The organism is Streptomyces aurantiacus (assembly GCF_001418335.1).
Classification (GTDB): Bacteria; Actinomycetota; Actinomycetes; order Streptomycetales; family Streptomycetaceae; genus Streptomyces; species Streptomyces aurantiacus.
In genome coordinates, this window is record NZ_LIPP01000204.1 from 1 (window position 1) to 23705 (window position 23705).

Annotated in this window: 17 protein-coding genes; 12 read left to right on the forward strand and 5 right to left on the reverse strand. The window is 71.9% G+C overall.

Translation table 11 applies throughout. The features are described 5' to 3' along the window. The coding region (locus tag AOK01_RS25495; protein ID WP_055515587.1) for a S1 family peptidase at window positions 1-1054 on the forward strand (1054 nt) is incomplete at its 5' end. A 351-nt stretch (window positions 1055-1405) separates the two neighbouring features. Beyond that, window positions 1406-3853 carry a GH92 family glycosyl hydrolase gene (locus tag AOK01_RS25500; protein ID WP_055515589.1) on the forward strand — a complete coding sequence of 816 codons (2448 nt, stop codon included), beginning with the start codon at window positions 1406-1408 and terminating at the stop codon, window positions 3851-3853. A gap of 94 nt (window positions 3854-3947) precedes the next feature. Here AOK01_RS25500 and AOK01_RS25505 read toward each other — a convergent pair whose 3' ends face one another. Next, window positions 3948-4775 (reverse strand): DUF1206 domain-containing protein, encoded by an 828-nt coding sequence (locus AOK01_RS25505; RefSeq protein WP_055515632.1) that lies wholly within the window; start codon window positions 4773-4775, stop codon window positions 3948-3950. Between the two features lie 190 nt (window positions 4776-4965). Between AOK01_RS25505 and AOK01_RS25510 the strand changes: the two genes are divergently transcribed. The 5 genes from AOK01_RS25510 (at window position 4966) to AOK01_RS25530 (ending at window position 12241) form a co-directional block, all read left to right on the forward strand. Beyond that, the gene (locus tag AOK01_RS25510; RefSeq protein WP_055515591.1) at window positions 4966-6642 is read left to right on the forward strand and encodes an NAD(P)/FAD-dependent oxidoreductase; all 1677 of its coding nucleotides are present in this window, start codon (window positions 4966-4968) and stop codon (window positions 6640-6642) included. Then, on the forward strand, window positions 6639-8105 hold the full coding sequence (locus tag AOK01_RS25515) for an ATP-binding protein (RefSeq protein ID WP_055515593.1): 1467 nt from the start codon (window positions 6639-6641) through the stop codon (window positions 8103-8105). The genes AOK01_RS25510 and AOK01_RS25515 overlap by 4 nt, the downstream gene beginning before the upstream one ends. Then, a complete protein-coding gene (locus AOK01_RS25520) occupies window positions 8102-8452 on the forward strand; it encodes a UBP-type zinc finger domain-containing protein (protein ID WP_055515595.1) in 351 nt (116 codons plus the stop codon). The genes AOK01_RS25515 and AOK01_RS25520 overlap by 4 nt, the downstream gene beginning before the upstream one ends. Before the next feature lie 130 nt (window positions 8453-8582). Continuing rightward, window positions 8583-11654 (forward strand): helix-turn-helix transcriptional regulator, encoded by a 3072-nt coding sequence (locus AOK01_RS25525; protein ID WP_055515597.1) that lies wholly within the window; start codon window positions 8583-8585, stop codon window positions 11652-11654. Window positions 11655-11854: 200 nt separating this feature from the next. Next, a complete protein-coding gene (locus AOK01_RS25530; protein ID WP_055515599.1) occupies window positions 11855-12241 on the forward strand; it encodes a hypothetical protein in 387 nt (128 codons plus the stop codon). A 36-nt stretch (window positions 12242-12277) separates the two neighbouring features. On the opposite strand, the gene AOK01_RS46355 is transcribed toward AOK01_RS25530, so the two are convergent. Together AOK01_RS46355 and AOK01_RS25540 are read right to left on the reverse strand one after the other, a co-directional pair. Next, window positions 12278-12985: a DUF6624 domain-containing protein gene (locus tag AOK01_RS46355; protein WP_342671062.1), complete on the reverse strand. Its 708-nt coding sequence runs from the start codon at window positions 12983-12985 to the stop codon at window positions 12278-12280. Beyond that, window positions 12982-13557, reverse strand: a complete 576-nt coding sequence (locus AOK01_RS25540; RefSeq protein WP_079103730.1) for an ATP-binding protein — start codon at window positions 13555-13557, stop codon at window positions 12982-12984. The genes AOK01_RS46355 and AOK01_RS25540 overlap by 4 nt, the downstream gene beginning before the upstream one ends. 153 nt (window positions 13558-13710) lie before the next feature. On the opposite strand from AOK01_RS25540, the gene AOK01_RS25545 reads away from it, so the two are divergent. Next, window positions 13711-14535, forward strand: coding sequence for an SDR family NAD(P)-dependent oxidoreductase (locus tag AOK01_RS25545; RefSeq protein WP_055515601.1), 825 nt, complete (start codon window positions 13711-13713; stop codon window positions 14533-14535). Window positions 14536-14575: 40 nt separating this feature from the next. Here AOK01_RS25545 and AOK01_RS25550 read toward each other — a convergent pair whose 3' ends face one another. Further along, a complete protein-coding gene (locus AOK01_RS25550) occupies window positions 14576-15979 on the reverse strand; it encodes an NsdA family TPR-like regulatory protein (RefSeq protein WP_213862150.1) in 1404 nt (467 codons plus the stop codon). A 301-nt stretch (window positions 15980-16280) separates the two neighbouring features. Between AOK01_RS25550 and AOK01_RS25555 the strand changes: the two genes are divergently transcribed. The 4 genes from AOK01_RS25555 to AOK01_RS25570 all read left to right on the forward strand — a co-directional run bounded on the left by AOK01_RS25555 (window position 16281) and on the right by AOK01_RS25570 (window position 22667). Then, window positions 16281-17102: a helix-turn-helix domain-containing protein gene (locus AOK01_RS25555; RefSeq protein ID WP_055515639.1), complete on the forward strand. Its 822-nt coding sequence runs from the start codon at window positions 16281-16283 to the stop codon at window positions 17100-17102. Window positions 17103-17105: 3 nt separating this feature from the next. Further along, on the forward strand, window positions 17106-17351 hold the full coding sequence (locus tag AOK01_RS25560; RefSeq protein ID WP_055515605.1) for a DUF397 domain-containing protein: 246 nt from the start codon (window positions 17106-17108) through the stop codon (window positions 17349-17351). An 898-nt stretch (window positions 17352-18249) separates the two neighbouring features. Beyond that, window positions 18250-19059, forward strand: coding sequence for an SAM-dependent methyltransferase (locus AOK01_RS25565; RefSeq protein WP_055515607.1), 810 nt, complete (start codon window positions 18250-18252; stop codon window positions 19057-19059). A gap of 326 nt (window positions 19060-19385) precedes the next feature. Further along, window positions 19386-22667 (forward strand): alpha-L-rhamnosidase, encoded by a 3282-nt coding sequence (locus AOK01_RS25570; protein WP_055515609.1) that lies wholly within the window; start codon window positions 19386-19388, stop codon window positions 22665-22667. A 146-nt stretch (window positions 22668-22813) separates the two neighbouring features. Here the strand turns inward: AOK01_RS25570 and AOK01_RS25575 are convergent, their stop codons facing one another. Beyond that, entirely contained in the window at window positions 22814-23551 is a 738-nt protein-coding gene (locus AOK01_RS25575; protein ID WP_055515611.1) for a peptidoglycan-binding domain-containing protein, read from the reverse strand. Window positions 23552-23705: the final 154 nt, after the last annotated feature.

Sequence of the window (23705 nt, forward strand, 5' to 3'; positions counted from 1 at the left end):
CACCTCCCGAGCCCCCGCCTCCGACGCCCTCATCGACGCCATGCGCCGGGACTTCGGCCTGACGAAGGCCGGGGCCGAAGCACGTCTCGCCGCCGAGAAGACGGCGACCGCCGCCGAACCGAAGGCCCGGCGCGCGGCGGGAGCCGCGTACGGGGGCTCCTGGTTCGACGCCGGGAGCGGGAAGTTGACCGTCGCCGTCAAGACCGGCGCCTCCCCCGCCACCCTCGACTCGGTACGCGAGACCGGGGCGGCCGTCCGCACCGTCAAGTACAGCGCACGACAGCTCGACGCGGCCAAGACACGCATCGACAAGCTGAAGGCGCCGGAGGGAGTCAGCAACTGGTACGTCGACGCCGAGTCCAGCTCGGTCGTCGTGGGCGTCGTGGCGGCACAGCGCGCTGACAACGATGTCCGCGCCTTCCTCGCGCGGGCCAGGTCCACCGGGCCCGTCACCGTCGAGGAGACCACCGCGGCGCCCGAGACCTTCGCGGCCGGAACGGTCGGCGGCGACCCCTTCTACACCGGCAACGTCCGCTGTTCCATCGGCTTCTCGGTGCACGGCGGCTTCGTCACCGCCGGGCACTGCGGTGGGGCCGGACAAGGCGTCAGCGGCTGGGACCGCTCGTACATAGGCAACATCCAGGGCTCGTCGTTCCCGGACAACGACTACGCCTGGGTCAACGTCGGCAGTGGCTGGTGGACGGTTCCCGTCGTACTCGGCTGGGGCACCGTCTCCGACCAGCTCGTGCGCGGCTCCAACGAGGCACCGGTCGGCGCCTCCATCTGCCGGTCCGGATCGACCACGCACTGGCACTGCGGCAACGTGCTGGCCAAGAACGAGACCGTCAACTACAGCCAGGGCGCCGTGCACCAGATGACCAAGACCAGCGTCTGCGCGGAGCCGGGCGACTCGGGCGGCTCCTTCATCAGCGGTGACCAGGCGCAGGGCGTCACGTCGGGCGGCTGGGGCAACTGCTCCACCGGCGGCGAGACGTGGTACCAGCCGATCAACGAGATCCTCAACCGGTACGGGTTGACGTTGCACACGGCCTGACATCGGGGCATCCCCGCGGGATGGGCTCCGCCGCCGTGAGGTGGCGGGGCCCGTCCCGCCTTGTCCGGGTCCGGACCCGGGTCCGGCTCCGTGTCCGGGTCCGGGTGGGCCTCGCGCTCCGCACGGGGCGATGTCGGGTGCGGGTCACAGGGGGCTGAGCGCGCAGTTCCCCGCGTCCCTTGCGGGGCACGGGTGTTCGGCGCCCTGGATTCACCGCCCGTTCATCGGGGCTGCCGCTCGTGTCGGTTCGCCCCGTATCCCGACGGCCTACGCTCGGCGACACTTCGCGGGGCCGGCTCCTCGGTAGGCGGCCGGCCCCGCTGTCCGTCCACACGGAAGGTTCCCTGGCACATGGTCCTCAGATCCACCGCCGTGACGCGGAGGTTCGGCAGGAGAGCCGCCGCTCTCGCGCTGACCACCGCGCTCGCCGCCGCACTGCCCGGCCCGATCTCGTCCGCGACCTCCACCTCAGGCGCGCCGGACCGTCCCACCGCGTACGTCGACCCGCTCATCGGCACCGCGAACGGAGGCAACACCTACCCCGGTGCCACCCTCCCGTACGGCATGATCGGCTGGTCGCCGACCAGTACCAGGGGCGACCAGACCAGCACCGGCGCGGCCAACGGCTACGAGTACGGCGCGACCCGGCTGCGCGGGCTGAGCCTCACCCACGTCAACGGCGCGGGCTGCAACCCGGGCGCCGCGGGCGACGTACCGATCATGCCGTTCGTCGGGGACGTCACCTCGTCCCCCTCGGCGGACACCAAGGACGCCGTCTACGCGGCGAACTTCTCACACGCCGACGAGCGGGCCGTGCCGGGCCGCTACTCCGTGGGGCTCGACTCCGGCGCCCGCGCCGACCTCGCGGTGTCCCGCCGGGCCGGCGTCGCCGACTTCACGTTCCCCGCCGACAAGCCCGCCAACCTGCTCTTCCGGGTCTCCAACTCCCTCAACGGCAGCGAGGACGCCCAGGTCTCGATCGACCGGGCGAACCGCAAGGTGACCGGCTCCGTGCTGACCGGCGCGTTCTGTGGCCGGCGTGCCAACGGCGGTACCAACAACCGCAAGAGCTACTACCGGCTCTACTTCACCGCCTCGTTCGACCGCGCCTTCTCGACCACGGGTACGTGGAAGGACGGCACCCTCTCCCCGGGCGCCACCACGGGCACAGGCGGCGAGGGATACGCCACGGGCGCCGACCGCGCGGGCCGCGGTTCGGGCGGCTGGGTCGGCTTCGACACCGGTTCCGACAACGATGTCCACATGCGGCTCGGCATCTCGTACGTGAGCCAGGCGGGAGCCGAGGCCAATCTCCGCGAGGAGATCAGGCCGCGGGCGAGCGTCGACCAGGTGGCCGCCGCCGGCAGCCGGGCCTGGGACAGCGAACTGCGTTCCGTGCACGTCGGCGGCGGCAGTACCGCACAGCTCACCGCCTTCTACACCGCGCTCTACCACTCGCTCATGCAGCCCAACCTGGTCAGCGACACCGACGGCCGCTATCCGGGCATGGACGGCAAGCCGCACCGCCTCGCGCGCGGGCAGGGGGCGCAGTACAGCAACTTCTCCGGCTGGGACCAGTACCGGGCACAGATACAACTGCTCGCCCTGCTCAAACCGCGGATCGCCGGGGACTTCGCCCAGTCCCTCTACAACTTCGCGCAGCAGAACGGCGGGGTCTGGGACCGCTGGGTGCACATCAACGGCCCGACCCATGTGATGACCGGCGACCCCACGGCGGCCACGCTCGCCACCTTCTACGCCATGGGTGTACGCAACTTCGACTACCGCGGCGCCTTCGACTCCCTGGCCCGCCAGGCCACCGTGCCGCACCCCGACGGGCTCTCGGACGCCGGCTGTCCCGGCCAGTGCACCGGCCAACGGCCCAATCTCGCCCAGTACATGACCTCCGGGTACGCCGCGCAGGACGTCTGCCACTGCTGGGGCGGTGCCGCCGAGACCCTGGAGGACGCGGTCGCCGACGACGCGCTCGGCCGCTGGGCGAAGCTCCTCGGCCTCGACGAGCAGGCGGCCTCCTTCGCCGAGCGCGGCGGCTGGTGGCGCAACGTCTTCAACCCGCAGGCCACGAACGGAGCGGGCACCGACGGCTACATCCAGGCCCGCAACCTGGACGGATCGTGGGTCACGCCGTTCAGCCCCGGCAGCGACCGCGGGTTCGCCCAGGGCACGAGTGCCACGTACACGTGGATGGTGCCGCAGGACGTCCAGGGCCTCGCCGAGGCGATGGGCGGACGGGAGAAGGCCGCCGGCCGGCTCGACGACTTCTTCCACAAGGCCGACGGCTCCTGGTCGGTGAAGGGCGGCGACGCGCTGCGCTACGACCCGACCAACGAGCCCGGAATCCACGCCCCCTGGTTGTACAACGCGCTGGGCCAGCCGTGGAAGACGCAGGCGACCGTGCGGCAGATCCTCGACACCGTCTACGGCACGGGCCCTGCGGGACTGCCCGGCAACGACGACCTCGGCACCATGTCCGCCTGGTACGTCTTCTCGGCTCTCGGCGTCTACCCGCAGACCCCGGGCACCGCCAACCTGCTGCTCGGCGCGCCGCTGTTCCCGCACGCCGTGATCGACCGGCCCGGCCGCACCGACATCGTCATCGACGCGCCCCTTGCGGACGCCGGGCATCCGTACGTCGACGCGGTCCGTCTCAACGGCCGTACGCACGACAGGTCCTGGACGGACGGCAGCCTCCTGCGGACCGGCGGCACCCTCAGGTTCGGCCTCGCCGCGGAGCCGAACACCCGGTGGGCGACCACACCCGCCGGCCTGCCCCACTGAGACGACCACTGGCACGACCGCCGACACCATGTGGCGTGAAATGAGCGTCGCCCGGAGTCCGTTCGGACTCCGGGCGACGCCCCTCCCGCGGCTCTCAGACCCGGCGCCACCGGGCCATGGCGAACGAGAACACCCCGAACAGCATCAGACCGACCGCGATGAACACCAGCAGCCACGGCCCCACCGGCGTCTCGGTGAACGAACGCAGGGTGTCGTCCATGCCCTTGGCCTTGTCCGCCTCGTAGTCCCAGGCCGCGCGGACCGCGAAGCCCCCGGCGACGGCGAACACCAGACCCCGGGCCACACCGCCGGCGACACCCGTCACGTCGATTGTCCGGCGCACCCGGTGTGACGTCCCACCGAGCCTCAGGTGCTTGCGGTACGTCCGGCGCGCGGCCTGCACCACCATCCAGACACCCGCGCACAGGATCACCACGCCCGCCACCCCGACGAGCCACTGCCCGGCGGGCAGGTCCATGGCCTCGGCCGTCACGTCCCGGGACTTGCCGTCACTCGAACCACTCCCACCGGAACCCGCCGCGAAGGAGAGCACGGAGTAGGCGACGAAGCCGTAGAAGACGGCACGGGCCGCCGACGCCAGCCGCTTCTTCCCCTTGCGGCCGTCGGGGCCCGCCGCGCCGAAGACCGCCTCGGACAGCCGCCAGAGCGCCATGCCGGTCAGTCCGACGCCCAGCGCCCAGAGCACGACCGCTCCGAAGGGCTTGCCCGCGACCTCCTGGAGCGCGCCGCCCTGGTCCGCCTGCTTGCCGCTGCCGCCGAAGGCGATCTGCAGCGCCAGCATGCCCACCAGCAGGTAGATGACACCCCGCGCGGTGAGACCTGCCCGGGCCGCGCCCTCGATCGTCGGGGCGGCCTTTCGTCTCCCCGCCCGGCTGCCTCGCGTCAACGTGCTCGTGTCCATCATCGCCTCCCGTCTCCAGGTGCCCCGGCTCGGCCGTACGACACCCGGCCGGGCTGCCGAGGCGGGCGCCCCCGCTCGGCGCACGTCCTTTTTCGGAGCGAAGCGGGACGATCGAACATACGATGGGCGGGAAACTTGAACGGCGTCGCGCGAGGCCCGCGGGGCGCCGACCGCTCGGGGTGGGAGACGAATGGCACAGGGCACAGAGGCAGCACGGACCGTCATCCTGACCGTGGACGACGACCCGGGAGTCTCGCGTGCCGTGGCCCGTGACCTGCGGCGCCGCTACGGCGAGAGATACCGGATCGTGCGCGCGGAGTCCGGCGAGAGCGCCCTCAACGCCCTGCGCGAGCTGAAGCTGCGTGGTGATCTCGTCGCGGTGATCCTGGCGGACTACCGCATGCCGCAGATGAACGGGATCGAGTTCCTGGAGCAGGCCCTGGACGTGTACCCGAGCGCCCGCCGGGTGCTGCTGACGGCGTACGCGGACACGAACGCGGCGATCGACGCGATCAACGTGGTGGACCTGGACCACTACCTCCTCAAGCCCTGGGACCCGCCCGAGGAGAAGCTCTATCCCGTCCTGGACGACCTGCTGGCCGCCTGGCGGACCTCCGACCACCGGGCCGTCCCGGTCACGAAGGTGGTCGGTCACCGCTGGTCCGCGCGGTCCTCGGACGTACGGGAGTTCCTGGCCCGCAACCAGGTGCCGTACCGCTGGTACTCGTCGGACGAGCCGGAGGGCAAGCGGCTGCTGGCCTGCGCGGGACAGGACGGCCGGCGACTGCCGCTCGTGGTCACCGACGACGGGACGGTGCTGGTCGAGCCCGGCGATCCGGAGCTGGCCGACCGGGTGGGTCTGGCCACGACGCCGACCGCCGAGTTCTACGACCTGGTCGTCATCGGCGGCGGCCCGGCCGGACTCGGCGCGGCCGTGTACGGCGCCTCGGAGGGACTGCGGACCGTCCTGGTGGAGCGCTCCGCGACCGGCGGGCAGGCGGGCCAGAGCTCCCGGATCGAGAACTACCTCGGCTTCCCGGACGGCGTGTCCGGGGGACAGCTCACCGAGCGGGCGCGGCGCCAGGCGTCGAAGTTCGGCGCCGAGATCCTGACCGCCCGCGAGGTGACCGGCCTGGAGGTCACCGGCGCCTCGCGCACCGTGCGGTTCTCGGACGGTTCGGCGATCGCCGCGCACTGCGTGATCCTGGCGACGGGCGTGTCCTACCGGCAGCTGGAGTCGCCGGGCGCGCGGGACCTGACCGGGTGCGGGGTCTTCTACGGGTCGGCGCTGACCGAGGCCCCCGCGTGCCAGGGACACGACGTGTACATCGTCGGCGGGGCGAACTCCGCCGGGCAGGCCGCGATGTACCTGGCCAGAGGCGCGAAGTCGGTCACCCTGCTGGTGCGCGGCTCCTCCCTGGCCGCGTCGATGTCCCACTACCTGATCGAGCAGATCACGGACACGCCGAACATCTCGGTGCGCACGGGGACGGTCGTCGACGCGGTGCACGGCTCCGACCACCTGGAGCAGCTCACCCTGCGCGACCTGGCGAGCGGCCACAGCGAACTCGTCGACGCGCAATGGATGTTCGTGTTCATCGGCGCCGCGCCGCTGACCGACTGGCTGGACGGCACGGTCCTGCGGGACGAGCGCGGGTTCATCGTCGCGGGGCCCGACCTGGCCGCCGGCGGGCAGCCGCCGCCCGACTGGGAGCTGGACCGGCCGCCGTACCACCTGGAGACGAACGTGCCGGGGGTGTTCGTGGCGGGTGACGCCCGCGCGGAGTCCGCCAAGCGTGTCGCCTCCGCCGTCGGAGAGGGAGCCATGGCCGTCATGCTCGTCCACCGGTATCTGGAGCAGTCGTGAGCGGGCGGCCGATGCCGTGCGACATCACGGAACTCAGCACGCTGTTCCTGTTCGAGGAGCTGGACGCCGAGCAGCTGGGGCGGCTGTGCGCCGAGGGCCGGGTGGAGCTGTTCGAACCCGGCTACGTGTACGAGGAGGGGGAGCCCGCCACGTGCTTCTTCGTCCTCCTGGAAGGCACGCTCGTGATGTCGCGGCGGGTCGGCGGCGACGACGTGGAGATCAACCGTACGTCCCAGCGCGGGGTGTACGCGGGGGCCATGCAGGCCTATCTGGGCACCTCGGACGAGGCGCGCTACAAGGGCTCCCTGCGGGTCACCGAGCCCTCGCGGTTCTTCATCCTGCCCTCCGAGACGTTCTCCGCGGTCCTGCGGGAGTGGTTCCCGATGGCCGTGCACCTGCTGGAGGGACTGTTCTTCGGCAGCCAGAACACCCAGCGGACCGTCGGGCAGCGGGAACGGCTCCTGGCGCTCGGCTCGCTGTCCGCGGGGCTGACGCACGAGCTCAACAACCCGGCCGCGGCGGCGGTCCGGGCGACGTCCGCGCTGCGGGAGCGGGTGGCCGGGATGCGGCACAAGCTCGGCATGATCGCGACGGGCTCGTTCGCGCGGGACGCCATGGGGACACTCGTCGAGATCCAGGAACGCACCGCGGACCAGGTCGCCAAGGCCACGCCCCTGAGCCCGCTGGAGGCCTCCGACCGGGAGGACGCGCTGGGCGACTGGTTCGACGACCACGGCATCGCGGGCGGCTGGGAACTCGCGCCGACGTTCGTGCAGGCGGGCCTCGACACCGACTGGCTCGACCAGGTGGCGGCGACCGTGGACGAGGGGACACTCGAAGGCGCGATCAGGTGGCTCAACTACACGGTGGAGACCGAGCTGTTGATGAACGAGATCGAGGACTCCACGACCCGGGTCTCGAATCTCGTGAACGCCGCCAAGCAGTACTCGCAGCTCGACCGGGCGCCCTATCAGGTCGCCGATGTGCACGAACTGCTCGACAGCACCCTGATGATGCTCGCCGGGAAGATCGGCACGGGCGTCCGGATCGTCAAGGACTACGACCGCGCGCTGCCCCGGATCCCCGCCTATCCGGGCGAGTTGAACCAGGTGTGGACGAACCTCATCGACAACGCCGTCTCGGCGATGGGCGGCGAGGGCACGCTGACCGTGCGCACCGCGCTCGAACGGGAACAGCTGCTCGTCGAGTTCCGCGACACGGGGCCCGGGGTGCCCGAGGAGATCCGCGGCCGGATCTTCGACCCGTTCTTCACCACGAAGCCGGTGGGGGAGGGCACCGGGCTCGGCCTCGACATCTCCTGGCGCATCGTCGTGAACAAGCACCACGGGCATCTCCAGGTGCACTCCGTGCCCGGCGACACCCGTTTCCAGGTCTTCCTGCCGCTCACCGCGGCGGAGGCCGACACCCCTCAGGAGACCCACCAGAAAGGTGGAACGTCATGACCCCGTCGGACGGAATCGACCCGAGCGTCCCGCCGAGCGGCACGGGCTGCGTCGAATGCGAGGCCGCGCAGGGGTGGTGGTTCCATCTGCGGCGCTGCGCCCGGTGTGGTCACGTCGGCTGCTGTGACGACTCCCCCGGCAAGCACGCCACGGCCCATCACCGGAGCACGGGCCACCCCTTCATGCGCAGCTTCGAGCCGGGCGAGGCCTGGTTCTGGAACTTCGAGACGTCCGAGCTGTACGAGTCAGGACCCGACCTCGCCCCACCGCTCAGCCACCCGGCGGACCAGCCCGCGCCGGGACCCGCGGGACGGGTGCCGGCGAACTGGGCGCAGACGCTGAGCTGACGTCGCCCCGCTCCCGCACCGCCCGCACTCGCACTGCCCACTCCCCCATCGCCCGCTCCCACATCGCGCACACCGTCCCCCCGGCCCGCGGGCCGGGGGGCCTGTCAGTGGCGCGTGCCAGGATGGATTCGTGCCGACCACGCCGTTCACCACCCCATTCGCCACGCCGTTCACCACGCCGTTCATCGGACGTGCGGACGAGCTCGCCCGCCTGACCCTGGTGCTGGACCGCACCCGGGCCGGTGAGGCGCGGGCCGTACTGCTCGCGGGGGACGCGGGAGTCGGCAAGACCCGGGTACTGGCCGAGGCCGCGGGCCATGCCGAGCGGACGGGCACGACGGTGGTCACGGGGCACTGTGTCGACCTCGGTGACGTCGGTCTGCCGTATCTGCCGTTCACCGAGATCCTGGGCGTCCTCGCCGGGGACGAGCGGTTCTCCGGCGTGCTGGCCGCGCATCCCGTCGTCGACCGCCTGATCGGTGACGGCGGCGGGGGCGCGCGGGACGCGGGCGGACGTCCGCAGCTGTTCGAGGGCATGGCCGCGCTCCTGGCCGAACTGACCGGGATCGCCCCACTGTTGCTGGTCCTGGAAGACCTGCACTGGGCGGACCAGTCATCCCGCGACCTGCTGCGTTTCCTGCTCAGCCGAGGAATCCTGCAGAACCCCCGGGCACGGCCCCGGGCAGCCGACGTGCACTCCGGCACGGGAGTCACCGGCGGTGCGGGAAACACCGGCGGCACGGGAGGCGCCGGTGCGGCGCTCGGGCAGCGTCTCGCCGTCTTCGCCTCGTACCGCGCCGACGATCTGCACCGCAGACATCCGTTGCGGCCCCTGCTCGCCGAGTTGGTGCGGCTGCCCGCCGTCGAGCGGGTCGAACTGCGGCCGATGCCCGACGGGGAGGTGGCCCGGCTCGTCCGTTCCCAGCGGGCCGCTCCGCTGCCCGACGCCACGGTCCGCCGCATCGTCGAGCGCGCCGAGGGAAACGCCTTCTACGCGGAGGAGTTGCTCGCCGCCACCTCGGAGAGCACGCCCGGGTCCGGGTCCGCCGTGCCCAGCGGGCTGGCCGACGTACTGCTCATCCGTTTCGAGCAACTGCCGCCGACCGCCCAGCAGGTGCTGCGCACGGCGGCGGTCGCCGGGCGCCGCGTCGAGCACGAGCTGCTGCACGACGCCGTCCAACTGCCCGAGGAGGAGCTGGAGTCGGCGCTGCGCGAGGCCGTCGGACGGCAGCTCCTCGTCTCCGGCGAGGGCAACACCTACTCGTTCCGGCACGCCCTGATCCGCGAGGCGGTCTACGCCGACCTGCTGCCGGGTGAGCGGGTGCGGCTGCACGGGGCGTTCGCCCGGGTGCTGGCCGCGCGGGGCCGGCCGGCCGAGAGCGCCGCGGAGCGCGCCCACCACTCGCGCGAGAGCCACGACCTGCCCGACGCGCTGGCGGCCTCGCTGGCGGCGGCCGACCACGCCGGGCGGGTCCGTGCGCCCGCCGAGGAGCTGCGTCACCTGGAAGCGGTCCTCGATCTGTGGTCGGCGGTGTCCCCCGACGCGCGGCCGGACGGCTTCGACACGGTCACCCTGACGCTGCGCGCCTCGGCGGCGGCCGCCCATGCGGGCGACACCCACCGGGCGGTCTCGCTCACCCGGGCCGCGCTCGCGCGCGTGGGCTCGGACGAGGACTCCGAACTGGCCGCCCGGGTCCGCTACACGCTCGCGGGCGACCTCATGCGGATCGACAGCCTGTCCGCCGCGTTCGAGTACAGCAGCGAGGCCCTCGCGATGATCCCGGCCGACCCTCCGTCGCGTACCTGGGTCTGGGCCGCGTCCACCCACGTCATGGCGGCGAGATACGTGGGCGACGACGAGACGGCTCGCCGAGTGGCCCACCAGGCCCTGCGGATCGCGGAGGAACTGGGCATACCCGACGCCCGGGCCGACTTGATGATCTCCCTCGTCGGTCTGGAGGGAGCGGGCCGGACCGTCGCGGCAGGACGGGCCCGGCTTCGGGAGGCCCGCGAGCTGGCCCGGCGCTCGGGGAACACCTCCATCGAGATGCGCGCCCTGTTCAACCTCTCCATCGGCTCGTACGAGTCCGGTGACCTGGACGAATGCCTGAGCTGGCTCTCGGAGGGACTGGAGCGCGCGAGCCGCACCGGGCTGCTCTCCTCGCCCTATCCGCTGGAGATGCGCTACCTGCGCAACCTGGTGCTCTACTCCCTGGGCCAGTGGGACGAATGCGTGCGCGCGGCGGAGACCGACGCCGAGCGGCTGCCGGCCGCGGGCGGCCACGCGACCGGGCCTGCGCTGTCGGTAGCCCTGGCGCGTGGTGACCAGGGTGCGGCCGAGCGGGCGCGGGCCCTCCTCGACGGACCGTTCGACTACATGGCCACACTGGTGGCGGGCATCCTCCTGACCGACGCGGCGGCCCTGCGCCACGATCCCGAGGCGGCCGTCGAGCAGGTCCGTACGACGGTCACGGCTCTCGTCGACGACTCCGGCACGACGCCCGACGTGGCGGTGCGGCTCGCGGCGCTCGCCCTGGCCGCCGTCGCGGACGCGGCCGTGGCCGCCCGCCTGGCCGACGACGAGCAGGGCGTCCGGCGCTGGACGGAGACCGGCGCGGAGCTGGTGGAGACGGCCCGGGTCACGACGGCCGTGGGTGAGAACGGCTTGCCGCAGGGCCGCGAGGGGCTGGCCTGGCTGGCGCGCGCCGAGGCCGAGTGGGCGCGGGCCGGCGCCGGGCCGGACGCCGAGGCCTGGGAGAAGGCTGTCGCGGCGTTCGGCTACGGGGACCTCTACGAGCAGGCGCGCTGTCGGCTCCGGCTCGCGGAGGCCCTGGTGGCGTCGGGGCGTCGCGAAGAGGCCGCCACGCAGGCGCAAGCGGCACACGGCACGGCCGTCCGGCTGGGCGCTGTGCCGTTGCGCGACGACGTGGAGCGGCTGATCCGGCGGGGCCGCCTCGCGGAGACCTCCCCGCCCGCGGACCGGGTCCCCGCGCTGACCGCCCGGGAGAACGACGTCCTGCTGCTCCTCTCGCGTGGCCGCACCAACCGGCAGATCGGCGAGGAACTGTTCATCAGCGGCAAGACGGCGAGCGTGCACGTCTCCAACATCCTGGGGAAGCTGGGCGCCGCGAGCCGTACGGAGGCGGTGGCGATCGCGTACCGCGAGGGGCTGGTCCAGGCGGAGCCGTCCGCTTCCGGCTGACCGGCCTGACCCACAATCCGCACCCTGCGACCCGTGACCTGTGACCCGCGACCGGGCGGGTGCGCCGCCGCGGCTGCGGGCTCCGGCGGATGGCGGTGTCATGGAGACAGGCCCAGGCAGGGCCCGGCCGCCGTTTGTGGCAGGGGCAACCGGTTACACGAGCGGGTGGCGCGCATCCGTACAAGCAAAGGTGGCTGTTCATGACGTCCGGTACGCATCTCGCTCTGACGCTCACTCTCACCGGCGGCACGGCCGCCGACGCGCGGGCTGTCGTCCATACGCTCGAACCCGTCTTCGGATCGGCGGACGCCCTGCCCGGCGACACGGATGCCACGGATGCCACGGATGCCACGGTCTACACGGCGTCCTTCGGCGACGGCGCCCCGGCCGGTGGCGGTGAGACTCCGCCCGCCGCGTCCGGGCTCTCCGCGTCGGGGCTCTCCACGTCCGTGGCCGTCACCCTGCAGGGCAGCCCGGAGGCGGTGCGCCGGGCCGACGAGACACTCTCCGCGGCCTTCACCGTCCACGAGGAGGGGGTGGCCCCGGGCGACCAGGAGCAGGAGCGGGAGCTTCGCCTCGATCCCTGAGCCGTGGCGCCGGCTCACCCGTCGGGCCCAACGGCCTCACCCGCTGAGGCGCAGTGTCCGCATCTGTTCGGCGAGGGGGGCGAGACCGACATCGCGGCGGCGCTCGTCGAGCGTCTGGGGCCGGCGGACCGGATACGGGTGGAAGGTCGCGGGGTCGACCCGCGTCCCGTAGAACTGCGGCTGGCCCAGTTCCACGGCGCAGTGGTCGGCGATGAACGCGTGATGCGGCGGGGGGCAGCGCCCGTCCGCGGCGGCCTGGGCGATCAGGTCGCGGCAGGTGAGCTGGAAGTCGAGATCCCGGGCGTGCAGCAGGATCATCAGGGCCGCCGTCGAAGCGGGCGCCCCGACCAGATCCGCCGCCGGCCACCCATGGCGCCCAACGATCGTCCTGAGCGCCTCGGCGTTGTCCGCGCGGCACTTCACGAGGCGGTGGCGCGCGGCCTGCGTGGGACGGCGGTGCGCTTCCCTCATCGCCCGGTGGTCCTCCTCCACCCGGCGGACCAGTTCACGCGCGAGGGCGGCGGCGAGCGCCGGGAGCACGGCCGGCCGGCCCTCCCGCGTCCCTCGTACCTCCCCGGTCTCCTGTACCTCCTCTGCTTCTCCTACCTCCTCCCCCAGCACCTGCGTCTCCCGTATCCCGCGTATCCCGCGTGTATCCGGTGTCTCGTCGCGCGGGAACCCCGTGCGTCCGTTCCCCCGCGCCGCGGCGTGCGCGAGGTGGGCCGAGCTGCCGGTACCGGTCATGGCACCTCCCGGATGTCCAACGAGAACCACACCCGCTTCCCCGTCTCGCCGGGTTCGGGCGACGCGATGCCCCAGTCGTCGGTCAGCGCGGCCACTATGGCGAGTCCGCGTCCGGACTCCTCCGCCGTGCCGGCCGTGCGGTGGCGCGGCAGATCGGTCGAGCGGTCGGCGACCGTGACGCGTACCTCGTGGTCGGTGCACTCGACGCTGACCGTGACCGTTTCGCCGGGGTCCGGGCTGCCGTGTTTGACGGCGTTGGCGAACAGCTCGTCCGTGGCCAGGACGGCGTTGTCCAGCAGTTCCGCGGGCAACCGGAGGTGCGACAGCTGTTCTGCGACCATGCGGCGCACGCCGGAGGCGCGTGACGGCTGGGCGGGCACCACGCTGCGCAGGAACCTGGACGGTCTCACGCCCGTGGGGAGGACCGGGGTCGCCGGGGCCGTCGCGGAGGTGACGGCTCCGGTCCGGGCGCTCTCACCCGTCCGCGTCCGGGCGGTGGGCGCGTCGAGGTCCGTGCCGTGCGGCAGTGAGGGTGACGGCCGGTGATGGTGGTGCGCACGGGATGCCGTCATCGTGCCTCCTTCGTGTGCAGCACGGGTGGGGGAGGTCTCGGCGGCTGCCCGTGCAGCCAACCCTCCGGACAGGTGGGACGACCAGGGAGTGAGGGGGTTGTCCGGTTGCAGCCGCGTAGTGGTGTGGCATGTATGTTCGATCAGGTGAGAGATGTGAGCGAGAGCCGGGGCGTCGACCGCGGGCAGGGCGTCCGCGACCGGCCCGGGGTGCGCGGCAAGCGTCTGCTGGTCACCGGTGGTACGCGCGGACTGGGCGAGCAGATCGTGCGGCTGCTGGCGGCCGAGGGCGCCCGGGTGGCGACGTGCGCGCGCACGGCAAGTGATCTTGAGGCGCTGCGCGGGTCGCTGAGCGCCGACGACTCCGGGAGGTTGTTCACACAACCCCTGGACGTCACCGAACCCGAGCGGCTGGAGAACTTCGTCGCCGCTTCGGCACAACGTTTCGGCGGCCTCGACGGGGTGGTGGCGTGCGCCGGTGGTTCTCGCGGGCGGAGTCTCGAACTGGCGGACGCCGAGGACTGGGCCGCGACCTGGGAGCTGAACGTCGGACACACCGCGCGGCTGGTGCGGTCCGCGGTCCCGTATCTGCGGACGGCCGGCGGCGGCTCGGTCGTGGTCATCTCGTCCATCTCCGGCTGGAAGCCGGGTCCGAACGCGCAGTACGGAAGCGCGAAGTCCGCCCAGATCCACCTGGCCGCCTCGCTGGCCCGCGAACTCGGGCCTGACGGGATCCGGGTGAACGCCGTCTCGCCGGGGTCGATGCTCATCCCGGGCCGCCGCTGGGACCGCATGCGCACGGAGGAACCGGAGGCCTTCGCCGCCTTCACCCGGGCGGAGCTGCCGAGCGGAGGGCCGGTCGCGCCGCACGAGGTGGCACGTGTCGTGGCGTTCCTGCTGTCCGACTGGTCGAGCGGGATCTCCGGTGCCAACCTGCCCGTCGACCGGGCCCAGAACGCGCCTTCCCCCGACGGCTACTGAACCGTCACGGAGATCCATCAGAAGCCCCCTGAGTCCGCCGTCATGCCACGGCCCCCAGGACAGGGCGGGATTTGTGCTCGAACTCCTGGACCAGCGGCTCGTGGCGGCTGGGCACCAGCCGCTTGCGGAAGTCGCGCAGCGCCTGGACGGAACGCTCGCTGTGCACGGACCCGAGCGTGCTCAGCGCCTCGGTCGCGGTGCCGATGGCCTCGTCGAGCCGGTTCTGCTGCAGATGCGCGGTCGCAAGCACGGAACGGCTGATGGCCTGGCGCCTGCGCCGGCCCTCGTTGGCGACGACGGACTCCCCGGCCGTGCGCTCCGCCTGCGCCCCCAGACCGAGATCCCGGAAACACAGGGCGGATTCGGCCTGCAGATAGTGATGGTCGAGGAACCGGACCCAGGCGGACTCCTGCGCCGCTCCCCGGCTCACGGCCAGTTGCTGCTCCGCCAGGCGAAGGGCCTCGGCCGTCTCACCTGCGCGGTTCTGTGCCGCGTAACCGCGCGCCGACATCGCGTACAGACGCATCAGGCCGAGCGGGCTGCCCGAGCCCTTCGCGGTGGCGATGCCGGCCCTGGCCAGCGCCACTCCCTCGTCCGGGCGGCCGAGGTTGGTGGCCAGGTGGGAGAGGCCGGCCAGGATCTGCCCGCCCAGCACACGGTCCCGGCCCTCCGCGCAGAGTCGCAGCGCCTGGGTCATGTACCGCTGCGCCAGTCCGTACTCCCCCGCGTCGTACGAACTCCAGCCCGCCATCGCGGCCAGGCGGGCCGCGGCGGCGAACAGCAGGCGCTGCTGGTGCGGGGGTGTGCCGCGGCGCTGCAGCATGGGGACGACCTCGGTGCACAGGTAGTGCACGATGCTGGTGCGCACTCCCCCGCCGCCGAAGTGGTTGTCCATCTGGTCGAACATGCCGATCATCGCGTGGACCTGCTCGACGGGACCGCCCGCGGTCACCGGATCGAGACGGGCGGACTCCGGGCTCTCCACCAGCCACAGCAGCCACTCGCGCTGAGGGTTCATCAGGGCGCTCGCGACGAACGGGACCGCGCCCAGGAGGCTGCGGCGTGAGATGTCCGTGGAGCCCAGTTCGGCCAAGGTGTGCAAGGTGTCCGCCAGGTCCTCGCGATAGACGAGCGCCCTGCCCACCACCGGACGCTGCGGGTCGGGCAGGAAACCGAGGTCCGTGGGCGAGACCGGCCGGCCGAGCCGCTCGGACAGGACGGCGGCGATCAACTCGGGTGTGTTCGCCCGCGGTTGCTGTCCGTTCAGCCAGCGGGTGACCGACGCCTTGTCGTAGCTGGACTCCGTGCCCTGTCTGCGGCCCAGTTCGTTGACCCGGAGGGCGAGTGAGGCATAGGAGCAGCCGGCGTCCCCGATGGCCGCGGCCAGCGCCTTGTTGGCCCCGGCGGTACCCCTGCCCGGGTTCCTCGGTTGTCCTTCGGTCACGATGGCCGTCCAGGTCTCGCGTCATGGTGCTGCGGGCTCGCCGGACCCGCCGCGACGCCAATTCCGGTACGGCCGAACGCGATTGCGCCGGCGCCGGCGGACTGTGCGGCAGGTCACTCGATCACTATGATTGCGTACACACTCAACTCGTAACAAGCGTTCTGATAATTTCAGAACGATCCGCACTGCCCTGTCTGTGTCAGCGAGGGCGTGGCACACTGCACGCTGTGACGGCCGTTCCGGGAGGTAGGACGACGTGAGCGACAACCGCTCGGGCGGCAGCGCACCGACCGTCCTGCGGATGGTTCTCGGAAAGCGGCTCCGGCATCTGCGGGAAGAGGCCGGGATCTCTTTCGAGGACGCCGCGCGGGCCATCGAGGTCACGGCTCTGACGGTCCGCCGGATGGAGAAGGCCGAAGTCGGCCTCCGTATCCCCTACGTGAGGGAGTTGCTGCACACCTACGGAGTCGCCCCGTCCGAAGTGGACGACTTCCTCTCGATGGCCAGGGAGGCCAACCAGCCCGGCTGGTGGTACTCGTACCGCGATGTGCTGCCGGAGTGGTTCAGCGCGTACGTGAGCCTGGAGAGCGAAGCCAGCGTCATCCGTCTCTACGAACCCCACTACGTTCCGGGCCTGTTGCAGACGCACGACTACGCGGCCGCGCTGATGCACGTGGGCTTTCCCAACGCGACGAAGGAGGACATCGACCGCCGCGTCGCCCTGCGCCTCAAGCGCCAGGACCTGCTCGCCAAGCCTGAAGCACCGGCCGTCTGGGCCATCCTGGACGAGACCGTGCTGCGCCGCCCGGTGGGCGGGCCCGACGTGATGCGGGCCCAGATCGACCACCTGACCGAGGTTCTGGACATGCCGAAGGTCCGGATCCAGATACTGCGCTTCACGGTGGGCGCGCACCCCGGCGCGTTCGGCCCCTTCCACTACTTCCGCTTCGGCTTCTCCGAACTTCCCGACGTCGTCTACACCGAAAGCCTCGTCGGCTCGGTCTACGTCGACCAACCCGCCGACGTCGTGACGTACCTCGAAGTACTGGACCGGATGTCCGTGCAGGCGGCGCCGGTCGCTCGGACCAGGAGCATCCTGGGCGAACTGCGTAAGGAGTTGTGAGTCATGACCTCCATGGACCCCATCTACAGCGGCATGCCGGCCATCGACCTGGGAACCGAGGGCTGGCACAAGCCCTGGAGCGGCACCAACGGCGGAAGCTGCGTCGAGGCCAAGCGGCTGCCCGACGGGAGCGTGGCCCTGCGGCAGTCCAAGGACCCGGACGGGCCCGCGCTGGTCTACACCCGGGACGAGATGATCTCGTTCCTGGCGGGTGCGAAGTCCGGCGAGGCCGACTTCCTCGTCGCCTGACCCTCGCCGTCCGAACCTCCGCGTCCGACCTCGCGTCTGAGCCTCGACGTCCGAGCCTCACCGCCCGACCCGAGCCGAAGTCCGCGCCGCCGGGGCCCGCCTCGAACGCCGCGCCAGGAATGGGCGTTCCAGTGACTCGCGTGTCGGTGACTCGCGCCCGGACGCCTCCGCCGCCCGCCGTCCCCCGGCGGCACCACCCCACCCGCACAACCGTCCATCACTACGGTCGCACAACCGGACAACCCGCACGCGCACTCCCGCCGTGCGGGTTGTCCGGTCACACTGAGGAAGTCGGCCGTCCTGGAGGGAGTGGTATGCGCACACTCCATGAGGCCGTCGCCCAGTGCCGGACACTGGTCGTCGAGGGCCCCGACGGCATCAACAGGAGCCCGCTCCTCGCCGAGCTGGCCCGCGCGGGATTCACGATCCGGCACTCACGGGGGCGACTGCACCACGTGGACCCGACCCGTCCGTACCGCGAACTCCTCGCCGCTCCCGGCCCGCTGGCCCTCGACGGCACCGTCATCCACGAACTCGTCTACGGGCCGCTGCGCCGCGGACACTCCCGGGTGACCTGGATAGGCGCTCGACTTCGCCGAGGCCGTCGCCGAACGGCAGGGCGCGCTCCTCCATCTGACGGACTCGGGACGCAAGGCGGACTCGGAGCGCGAGGCGGACACCGGGCACGAGGCGGACACCGAGAGCGCAGAGGCGGCCGCCGCCTACGACCGCGCATTCCGCACCCTCGCCCAGCATGTCCCCGTCGTCGTACTCGACGCCCGCAATCCCGGTCCCCCCATCCGTGCACCCAACGCGCCCGCCTTCCAACTGGGGCGATACGCACGGAAGTTGACGGTAAGTTGGTGACAGACCGAGGACGCACGGCAGGAGATCCCCCATGACAGACGGCCGGCCCACCCCCGACCAGGACCCGTTGTCCAAGATCGATACCACGGTGCCGCATTCGGCCCGCATCTGGAACTACTGGATGGGCGGCAAGGACAACTACGAGGTCGACCGCGAGGCGGGCGACGCCTACCGCCAGATCGCGCCGAACATCGAGACGATGGCCCGCGCCTCCCGCGGATATCTGATCCGTACCGTGACGTTCGTCGCCGGTGAGCTGGGCATCCGCCAGTTCCTGGACATCGGTACCGGTCTTCCCACGTACGACAACACCCATCAGGTCGCCCAGCGCCTGGCGCCGAAGTCCCGGATCGTCTACGTGGACAACGACCCGCTGGTACTGCGGCACGCCCAGGCGTTGCTGACCAGCACACCCGAGGGCGTCACCGACTACATCGACTCGGACCTGCACGAGCCGGAGAAGATCATCGAGGCCGCCGGCAAGATACTGGACTTCAAGCAGCCCGTCGCGCTGATGCTGATGGGCATCCTGGGCCACATCCAGGACTACGACGAGGCCAAGTCGATCGCGAGCCGCCTCCAGGCCGCACTGCCGGCGGGCAGCTACTTCGTGCACTACGACAGCACCGACACCGACGCCGAACTGAAGCGGGCCCAGGAGGGCTACGACGACACGGGCGCCGTCCCGTACGTGCTGCGCAGCCCCCGGCAGGTCGCCGCGTACTACGACGGTCTTGAGCTGCTGGAGCCCGGCATCGTCTCCTGTCCGCTGTGGCGCCCCGAGCCGGGCACCGACCCGCAGCCGACGGATGTGTACGGAGGCGTCGCCCGCAAGCCCTGACGCCCCCTCCCCCTGACGCACTCCGGCCCGGCCGGAACAGGTTGCGCGGCCCCGAGCCGCGGTCGGCCCTGTTCCGGGCCGGGCGTGCGCGGTTGTCGCCGATGACAAGGCCGGCCCGGCCCACGGCCCCATGCCGGCACACGCACACCCCTTGAAGCCCCGTGGCGGGCACCCATAGGATCGTGCAAGCGATGTATGAAACGTTTCAAGAGAGAGGGAGAGACGTTTCACGGCATCTCACGTCGATTTTCGGCACCGCACATCTCTCCTTCCGCCCCTCGCTTCGTCACCCGCATCCGCGCACGTACGCAACCAAGGGACCCCATATGACCAAGGGTTGGAACCGCCGCGCCTTTCTCCGGACCTCGGTCGCCGGAGCGGGCGCCTCCGCCGCCCTCACCTCCGGCGCCGCTGCCGCCTCGGCCTCGGCACACCCGGAGGCCGGCGCGTCACGGCCGGGCAGGCTGCGCGTCGAGCGCACCACCGTCGAGTACGCCGAGACCGTGCTCGGCACCGAGGTGGAACGCCCCAGACTCACCTGGGAGTTGACGGCCGACGGGCACGGAGCCCGGCAGAGCGCCTATCACGTGAGAGTCGCGCTGGACGAGAAGGACCTGCGCGCGGGGCGTCGCGCGGTCTGGGACTCCGGACGGGTCGCGTCGGACCGCAGCGTCTCCATCGCCTACGCGGGTCCCGCCCTGCGCCCGCGCACCCGCTACCACTGGCAGGTCAGGGTCTGGGACGGCGAGGGCCGGCCGTCGGCGTGGAGTGCGCCGCGCTGGTGGGAGACAACGTTGTCCGCGGACGCCTGGCAGGGCTTCTGGATCGGTGCGGCCGCCGCGCCCGAGCCGCCGACGTTCGAGGGCGCGTCCTGGATCTGGTCGCCTGGTTCGACCGCCAACGACGCGCCCAACGGGCCCCGTTGGTTCCGCAGCGCGCTGACGCCGCCCGCGGGTGCGGAGATCCGCAGAGCCACCCTCCTCGCGACGGCCGACGACGACTTCACCCTGTATCTCGACGGCCACCAGGTGCTGCGTCAGGACGAACAGACCGACGCCTGGCGGCAGGGCCATCTCGTCGACGTCACCGAGCAGGTGCGGGCCGCGGGCTCCGCGCGCCTCGTGGTGGCCGCCCTGGCGACGAACCGCGGCAACGCGTCGGTCAATCCCGGCGGACTGCTCGTACGGCTGGTCATAGAAAGCGGGGAGCGCACCGTCGAGCTGGTCACCGGCGAGGGCTGGCGCAGCGCCGACGACGAACAACGGGACTGGCAGCAACCGGAGTTCGACGACTCCGCGTGGCCCGAGGCGGCCGTGCTCGCCCCGTACGGGCAGGGTCCCTGGGGCGACGGCGTGTCGATCACCGCGCCCGAGCAGCCGGCTCCGCTGCTGCGCCGCGAGTTCACCGTCGCCAAGCCCGTCGCCCGGGCCCGCCTCTACATCAGCGGACTCGCCTACTACGAGGCGGAGATCAACGGTGAGCGCGTCGGTCGTCAGGTCCTCGACCCCGGCTTCACCGACTACGACGAGACCGTGCTGTACGCGGTGCACGACGTCACCGGCCACCTGCGCCGGGGCGCCAACGCCATCGGGGTGACCCTCGGCCGGGGCTTCTTCGGCATGACGACACCGAACGTCTGGAACTGGCACCGCCCCCCGTGGCACGGCGAACCGCAGCTCCTCGGCCAGCTGGAGATCGACCACCCCGACGGCTCACGGACCACGGTCGCCACGGACGGCCGATGGCGGATCACCGAGGGCCCGACCCGCTCGAACTCCCTGTACGCGGGCGAGAGTTACGACGCCCGCAAGGCACCCGGGGCCTGGACGCGCCCCGGGTTCGACGACAGCGGCTGGCAGCAGACGCAGCGCCGGGACGCCCCGAAGGGCACCCTGCACGCACAGCCGCACGATCCGATCGAGGTCATCGAGACCGTACGCCCGGTCGCCGTCGAGGAGTTGACCGAGGGCGTGTACGTGGTCGACATGGGACGCACGATGGCCGGCTGGACCAAGCTGACCGTGCGCGCCCCGGCAGGCACGACAGTCCGGCTGATCCACGGCGAGAAGCTGAAGTCCGACGGCAGTGTGCACGCCGAGACCGGGCACGTACCCGGACGGTTCCAGACCGACGAATACGTGTGCGCGGGCGGCGGCGCCGACGAGGTGTGGGAGGCCAGGTTCTCGTACAAGGGCTTCCGTTACGTGCAGGTCAGCGGGCTGCCCGCGAAGCCCGAGCCGGCACAGGTGCTGGGCCGCGTCGTGCACACACCGGTGGAGGCGACGGGCACCTTCGCCAGCTCCGAGCCGTTCTACGGGCGGTTGGAGAAGGCGATGCGGCGCACGCTCCTCAACAACCTGCACGGCATCCCGACGGACACCCCGATGTACGAGAAGAATGGCTGGACCGGTGACGCCCAGCTGGGCGCACCGATCATGGCGTACGCGCTCGGCGTGCACCGCTTCCTCTCCAAGTGGCTCGGCGACCTGAAGGACAGCCAGAACGCGGACGGCCAACTGCCGGTGATCGTGCCGAGCGGCGGCTGGGGGTACGGCGACCTCGGTCCGTCCCCCGAGTGGACGACGGTGTACCCGTTCCTGCTGCGGGAGATGTACCGCGTGTACGGGGACGAGCGGCTGGCCCGCGACCACTGGACGCCGCTCACCCGCTACCTGGACTGGGAGATCTCCCGGCTGAAGGACGGGCTCGCCGTGACCGCGCTCGGCGACTACCTGCCGCCCGGCTACGGCGGCAACCCGCCGGAGGACACCCGGCTCACCGCGACGGCGTATCTGCACCGGGCGCTCGTCGGCACGGCGGAACTCGCCGACCTGCTCCACGACACCGCGGTCGCGGAGCGCTATCGCGGGGCCGCGGACGGGCTCAAGGCAGCGTTCAACGCGGCCTTCCTGGGCCCGGACGGCCACTACCGCACGGCGAAGGACCCCGAGTACCGGCAGACGAACAACTGCATACCGCTCGCGTTCGGTCTTGTCCCGCCGGGCGCGCGGGCCGGTGTCGTCGACTCGCTCCTCGCCGACATCGAGGAGCGCGGCAACCATCTGAACACCGGCGCGCTCGGCACCAGCGTCCTGCTGCGGCAGCTGTCCGCACAGGGACACCCCGAGGTGGCACACGCGATCGCCACGCAGCGCACGTACCCGAGCTGGGGCTACTGGTTCGAGAACGGCGCCGACACCATGTGGGAGATGTGGCCGCTCGACTCACGGTCCCGGGACCACTATTTCCAGGGCACGGTCGTGCAGTGGCTGTACGAGAACGTGGCCGGACTGCGCCCCGGCGACGCGGGCTACCGGACCTTCACGGTGCGCCCCGACGGCCGTACGGGGGTGAACTGGGCCCGCACGTCGATCCGTACGGTCCGCGGCGAGGCTTCGACCGCGTGGTCGGTGGTGGACGGTTCGGTACGGCTCTCGGTGGGGGTGCCGGTGGGGTCGACCGCCGAGGTGCATGTGCCGGGGTCCGGCCGCTCGGCCGTGCGCGCTCCGGACGGGGCGAAGTTCCTGCGGGTGGAGCCCGGGTCCGTCGTGTACGAAGTGGCGCACGGGCGCTGGGAGTTCGTGGCGCGGCCCACCGTCTCCCGGTGAGCGAACGCCCCCGGGCGACGCGTGACGCGTCGCCCGGCGGGCTCCCCGGCTCCCCGGCTCCCCGGCCTCCGGCCTCCGGCTGACGGCTGACGGCTGACGGCTGACCGGAAGGTGCCGGATCAGGAAAATGCCGGGGCGGCGGCGCGTCAGGAGGTCGTACGGGATTCGAGGTCGGTGCGGGTGTCGTTGCCGTACACGCCCGTCTCGTCGCCCCTGATGCCGTACCAGAGCTGGAAGCGGGCCACGGCAGCCGTCAGCGTGGCGTCGTACACACCGCTGGGCGTGCCCTGGTCGTACACGTTCGGGATACGCAGCAGCCGTTCCTGTAGATCGCTCACCGCCGGCCCGCTGTCGCCCTCGCGCAGGGTGCCGGGACCGTCCGGGTCGGCGCCTGCCGGGCCGGCGTCTTCCGGACCCGGGGCGGAAGCGGGAGGCGCGGACGACGCGGCGGGGGGCGGCGCCGCCGCGGCGTCGGTGGGCTCCTCGTCCAGGGTGAGCAGCAGGGCCCCGCTGAAGGCCGCCGTCGCGGCGACCACCGCGGCGACGGCGAGCACCGTACGGCGGACCATGGAGTCACGGCCGTGGGCCGGCGCGTGCGCGGCCGGGCGCTCGCGTGGCGCCGGCTCTTCGTCGTCCGCGACGACGGGCGGCAGTTCCTGGGTGTCGTCCTCCGCGGGGCCGGGCCCTGTCCGGTCGTTCAACGGCGCGGTGTCTGCCGCCCCCGGTACGGCGACGGTCTCGTAGCCCTCTTCCGGGTCACGTTCTCGCTCCTGCACCCGCCGCACCAGATCCGACAGGGTCTCGTGCCGGCGGCGGCGCAGGACCTGGGTCGGTTCGAGTGGCGACCGACGCGATGGCTGTTCGGGGTCGAACGGTGTCGACAACCTGCTCTCCCTCCGGGCGCTTTCGAGGAGAGATACGAGTACCCCTGCCCGGTCGTTCAACGGCGCGGCTCCCGCCGCGCCGGCAACAGGGACCGGGAACCGGATGACAATGAAAATGATTGTCGATACGGTGAGCGTAGGTCATGCCGTCCGC

Excerpts from the sequence above, each read along its gene's own strand:
- AOK01_RS25565 (WP_055515607.1), top strand. The coding sequence starts at position 18,250 with ATGACAGACGGCCGGCCCACCCCCGACCAGGACCCGTTGTCCAAGATC.
- AOK01_RS25500 (WP_055515589.1), top strand. The coding sequence starts at position 1,406 with ATGGTCCTCAGATCCACCGCCGTGACGCGGAGGTTCGGCAGGAGAGCC.
- AOK01_RS25540 (WP_079103730.1), bottom strand. The coding sequence starts at position 13,557 with ATGACGGCATCCCGTGCGCACCACCATCACCGGCCGTCACCCTCACTG.
- AOK01_RS25560 (WP_055515605.1), top strand. The coding sequence starts at position 17,106 with ATGACCTCCATGGACCCCATCTACAGCGGCATGCCGGCCATCGACCTG.
- AOK01_RS25505 (WP_055515632.1), bottom strand. The coding sequence starts at position 4,775 with ATGGACACGAGCACGTTGACGCGAGGCAGCCGGGCGGGGAGACGAAAG.
- AOK01_RS25520 (WP_055515595.1), top strand. The coding sequence starts at position 8,102 with ATGACCCCGTCGGACGGAATCGACCCGAGCGTCCCGCCGAGCGGCACG.
- AOK01_RS25555 (WP_055515639.1), top strand. The coding sequence starts at position 16,281 with ATGGTTCTCGGAAAGCGGCTCCGGCATCTGCGGGAAGAGGCCGGGATC.
- AOK01_RS25510 (WP_055515591.1), top strand. The coding sequence starts at position 4,966 with ATGGCACAGGGCACAGAGGCAGCACGGACCGTCATCCTGACCGTGGAC.
- AOK01_RS25570 (WP_055515609.1), top strand. The coding sequence starts at position 19,386 with ATGACCAAGGGTTGGAACCGCCGCGCCTTTCTCCGGACCTCGGTCGCC.
- AOK01_RS46355 (WP_342671062.1), bottom strand. The coding sequence starts at position 12,985 with ATGACCGGTACCGGCAGCTCGGCCCACCTCGCGCACGCCGCGGCGCGG.
- AOK01_RS25530 (WP_055515599.1), top strand. The coding sequence starts at position 11,855 with ATGACGTCCGGTACGCATCTCGCTCTGACGCTCACTCTCACCGGCGGC.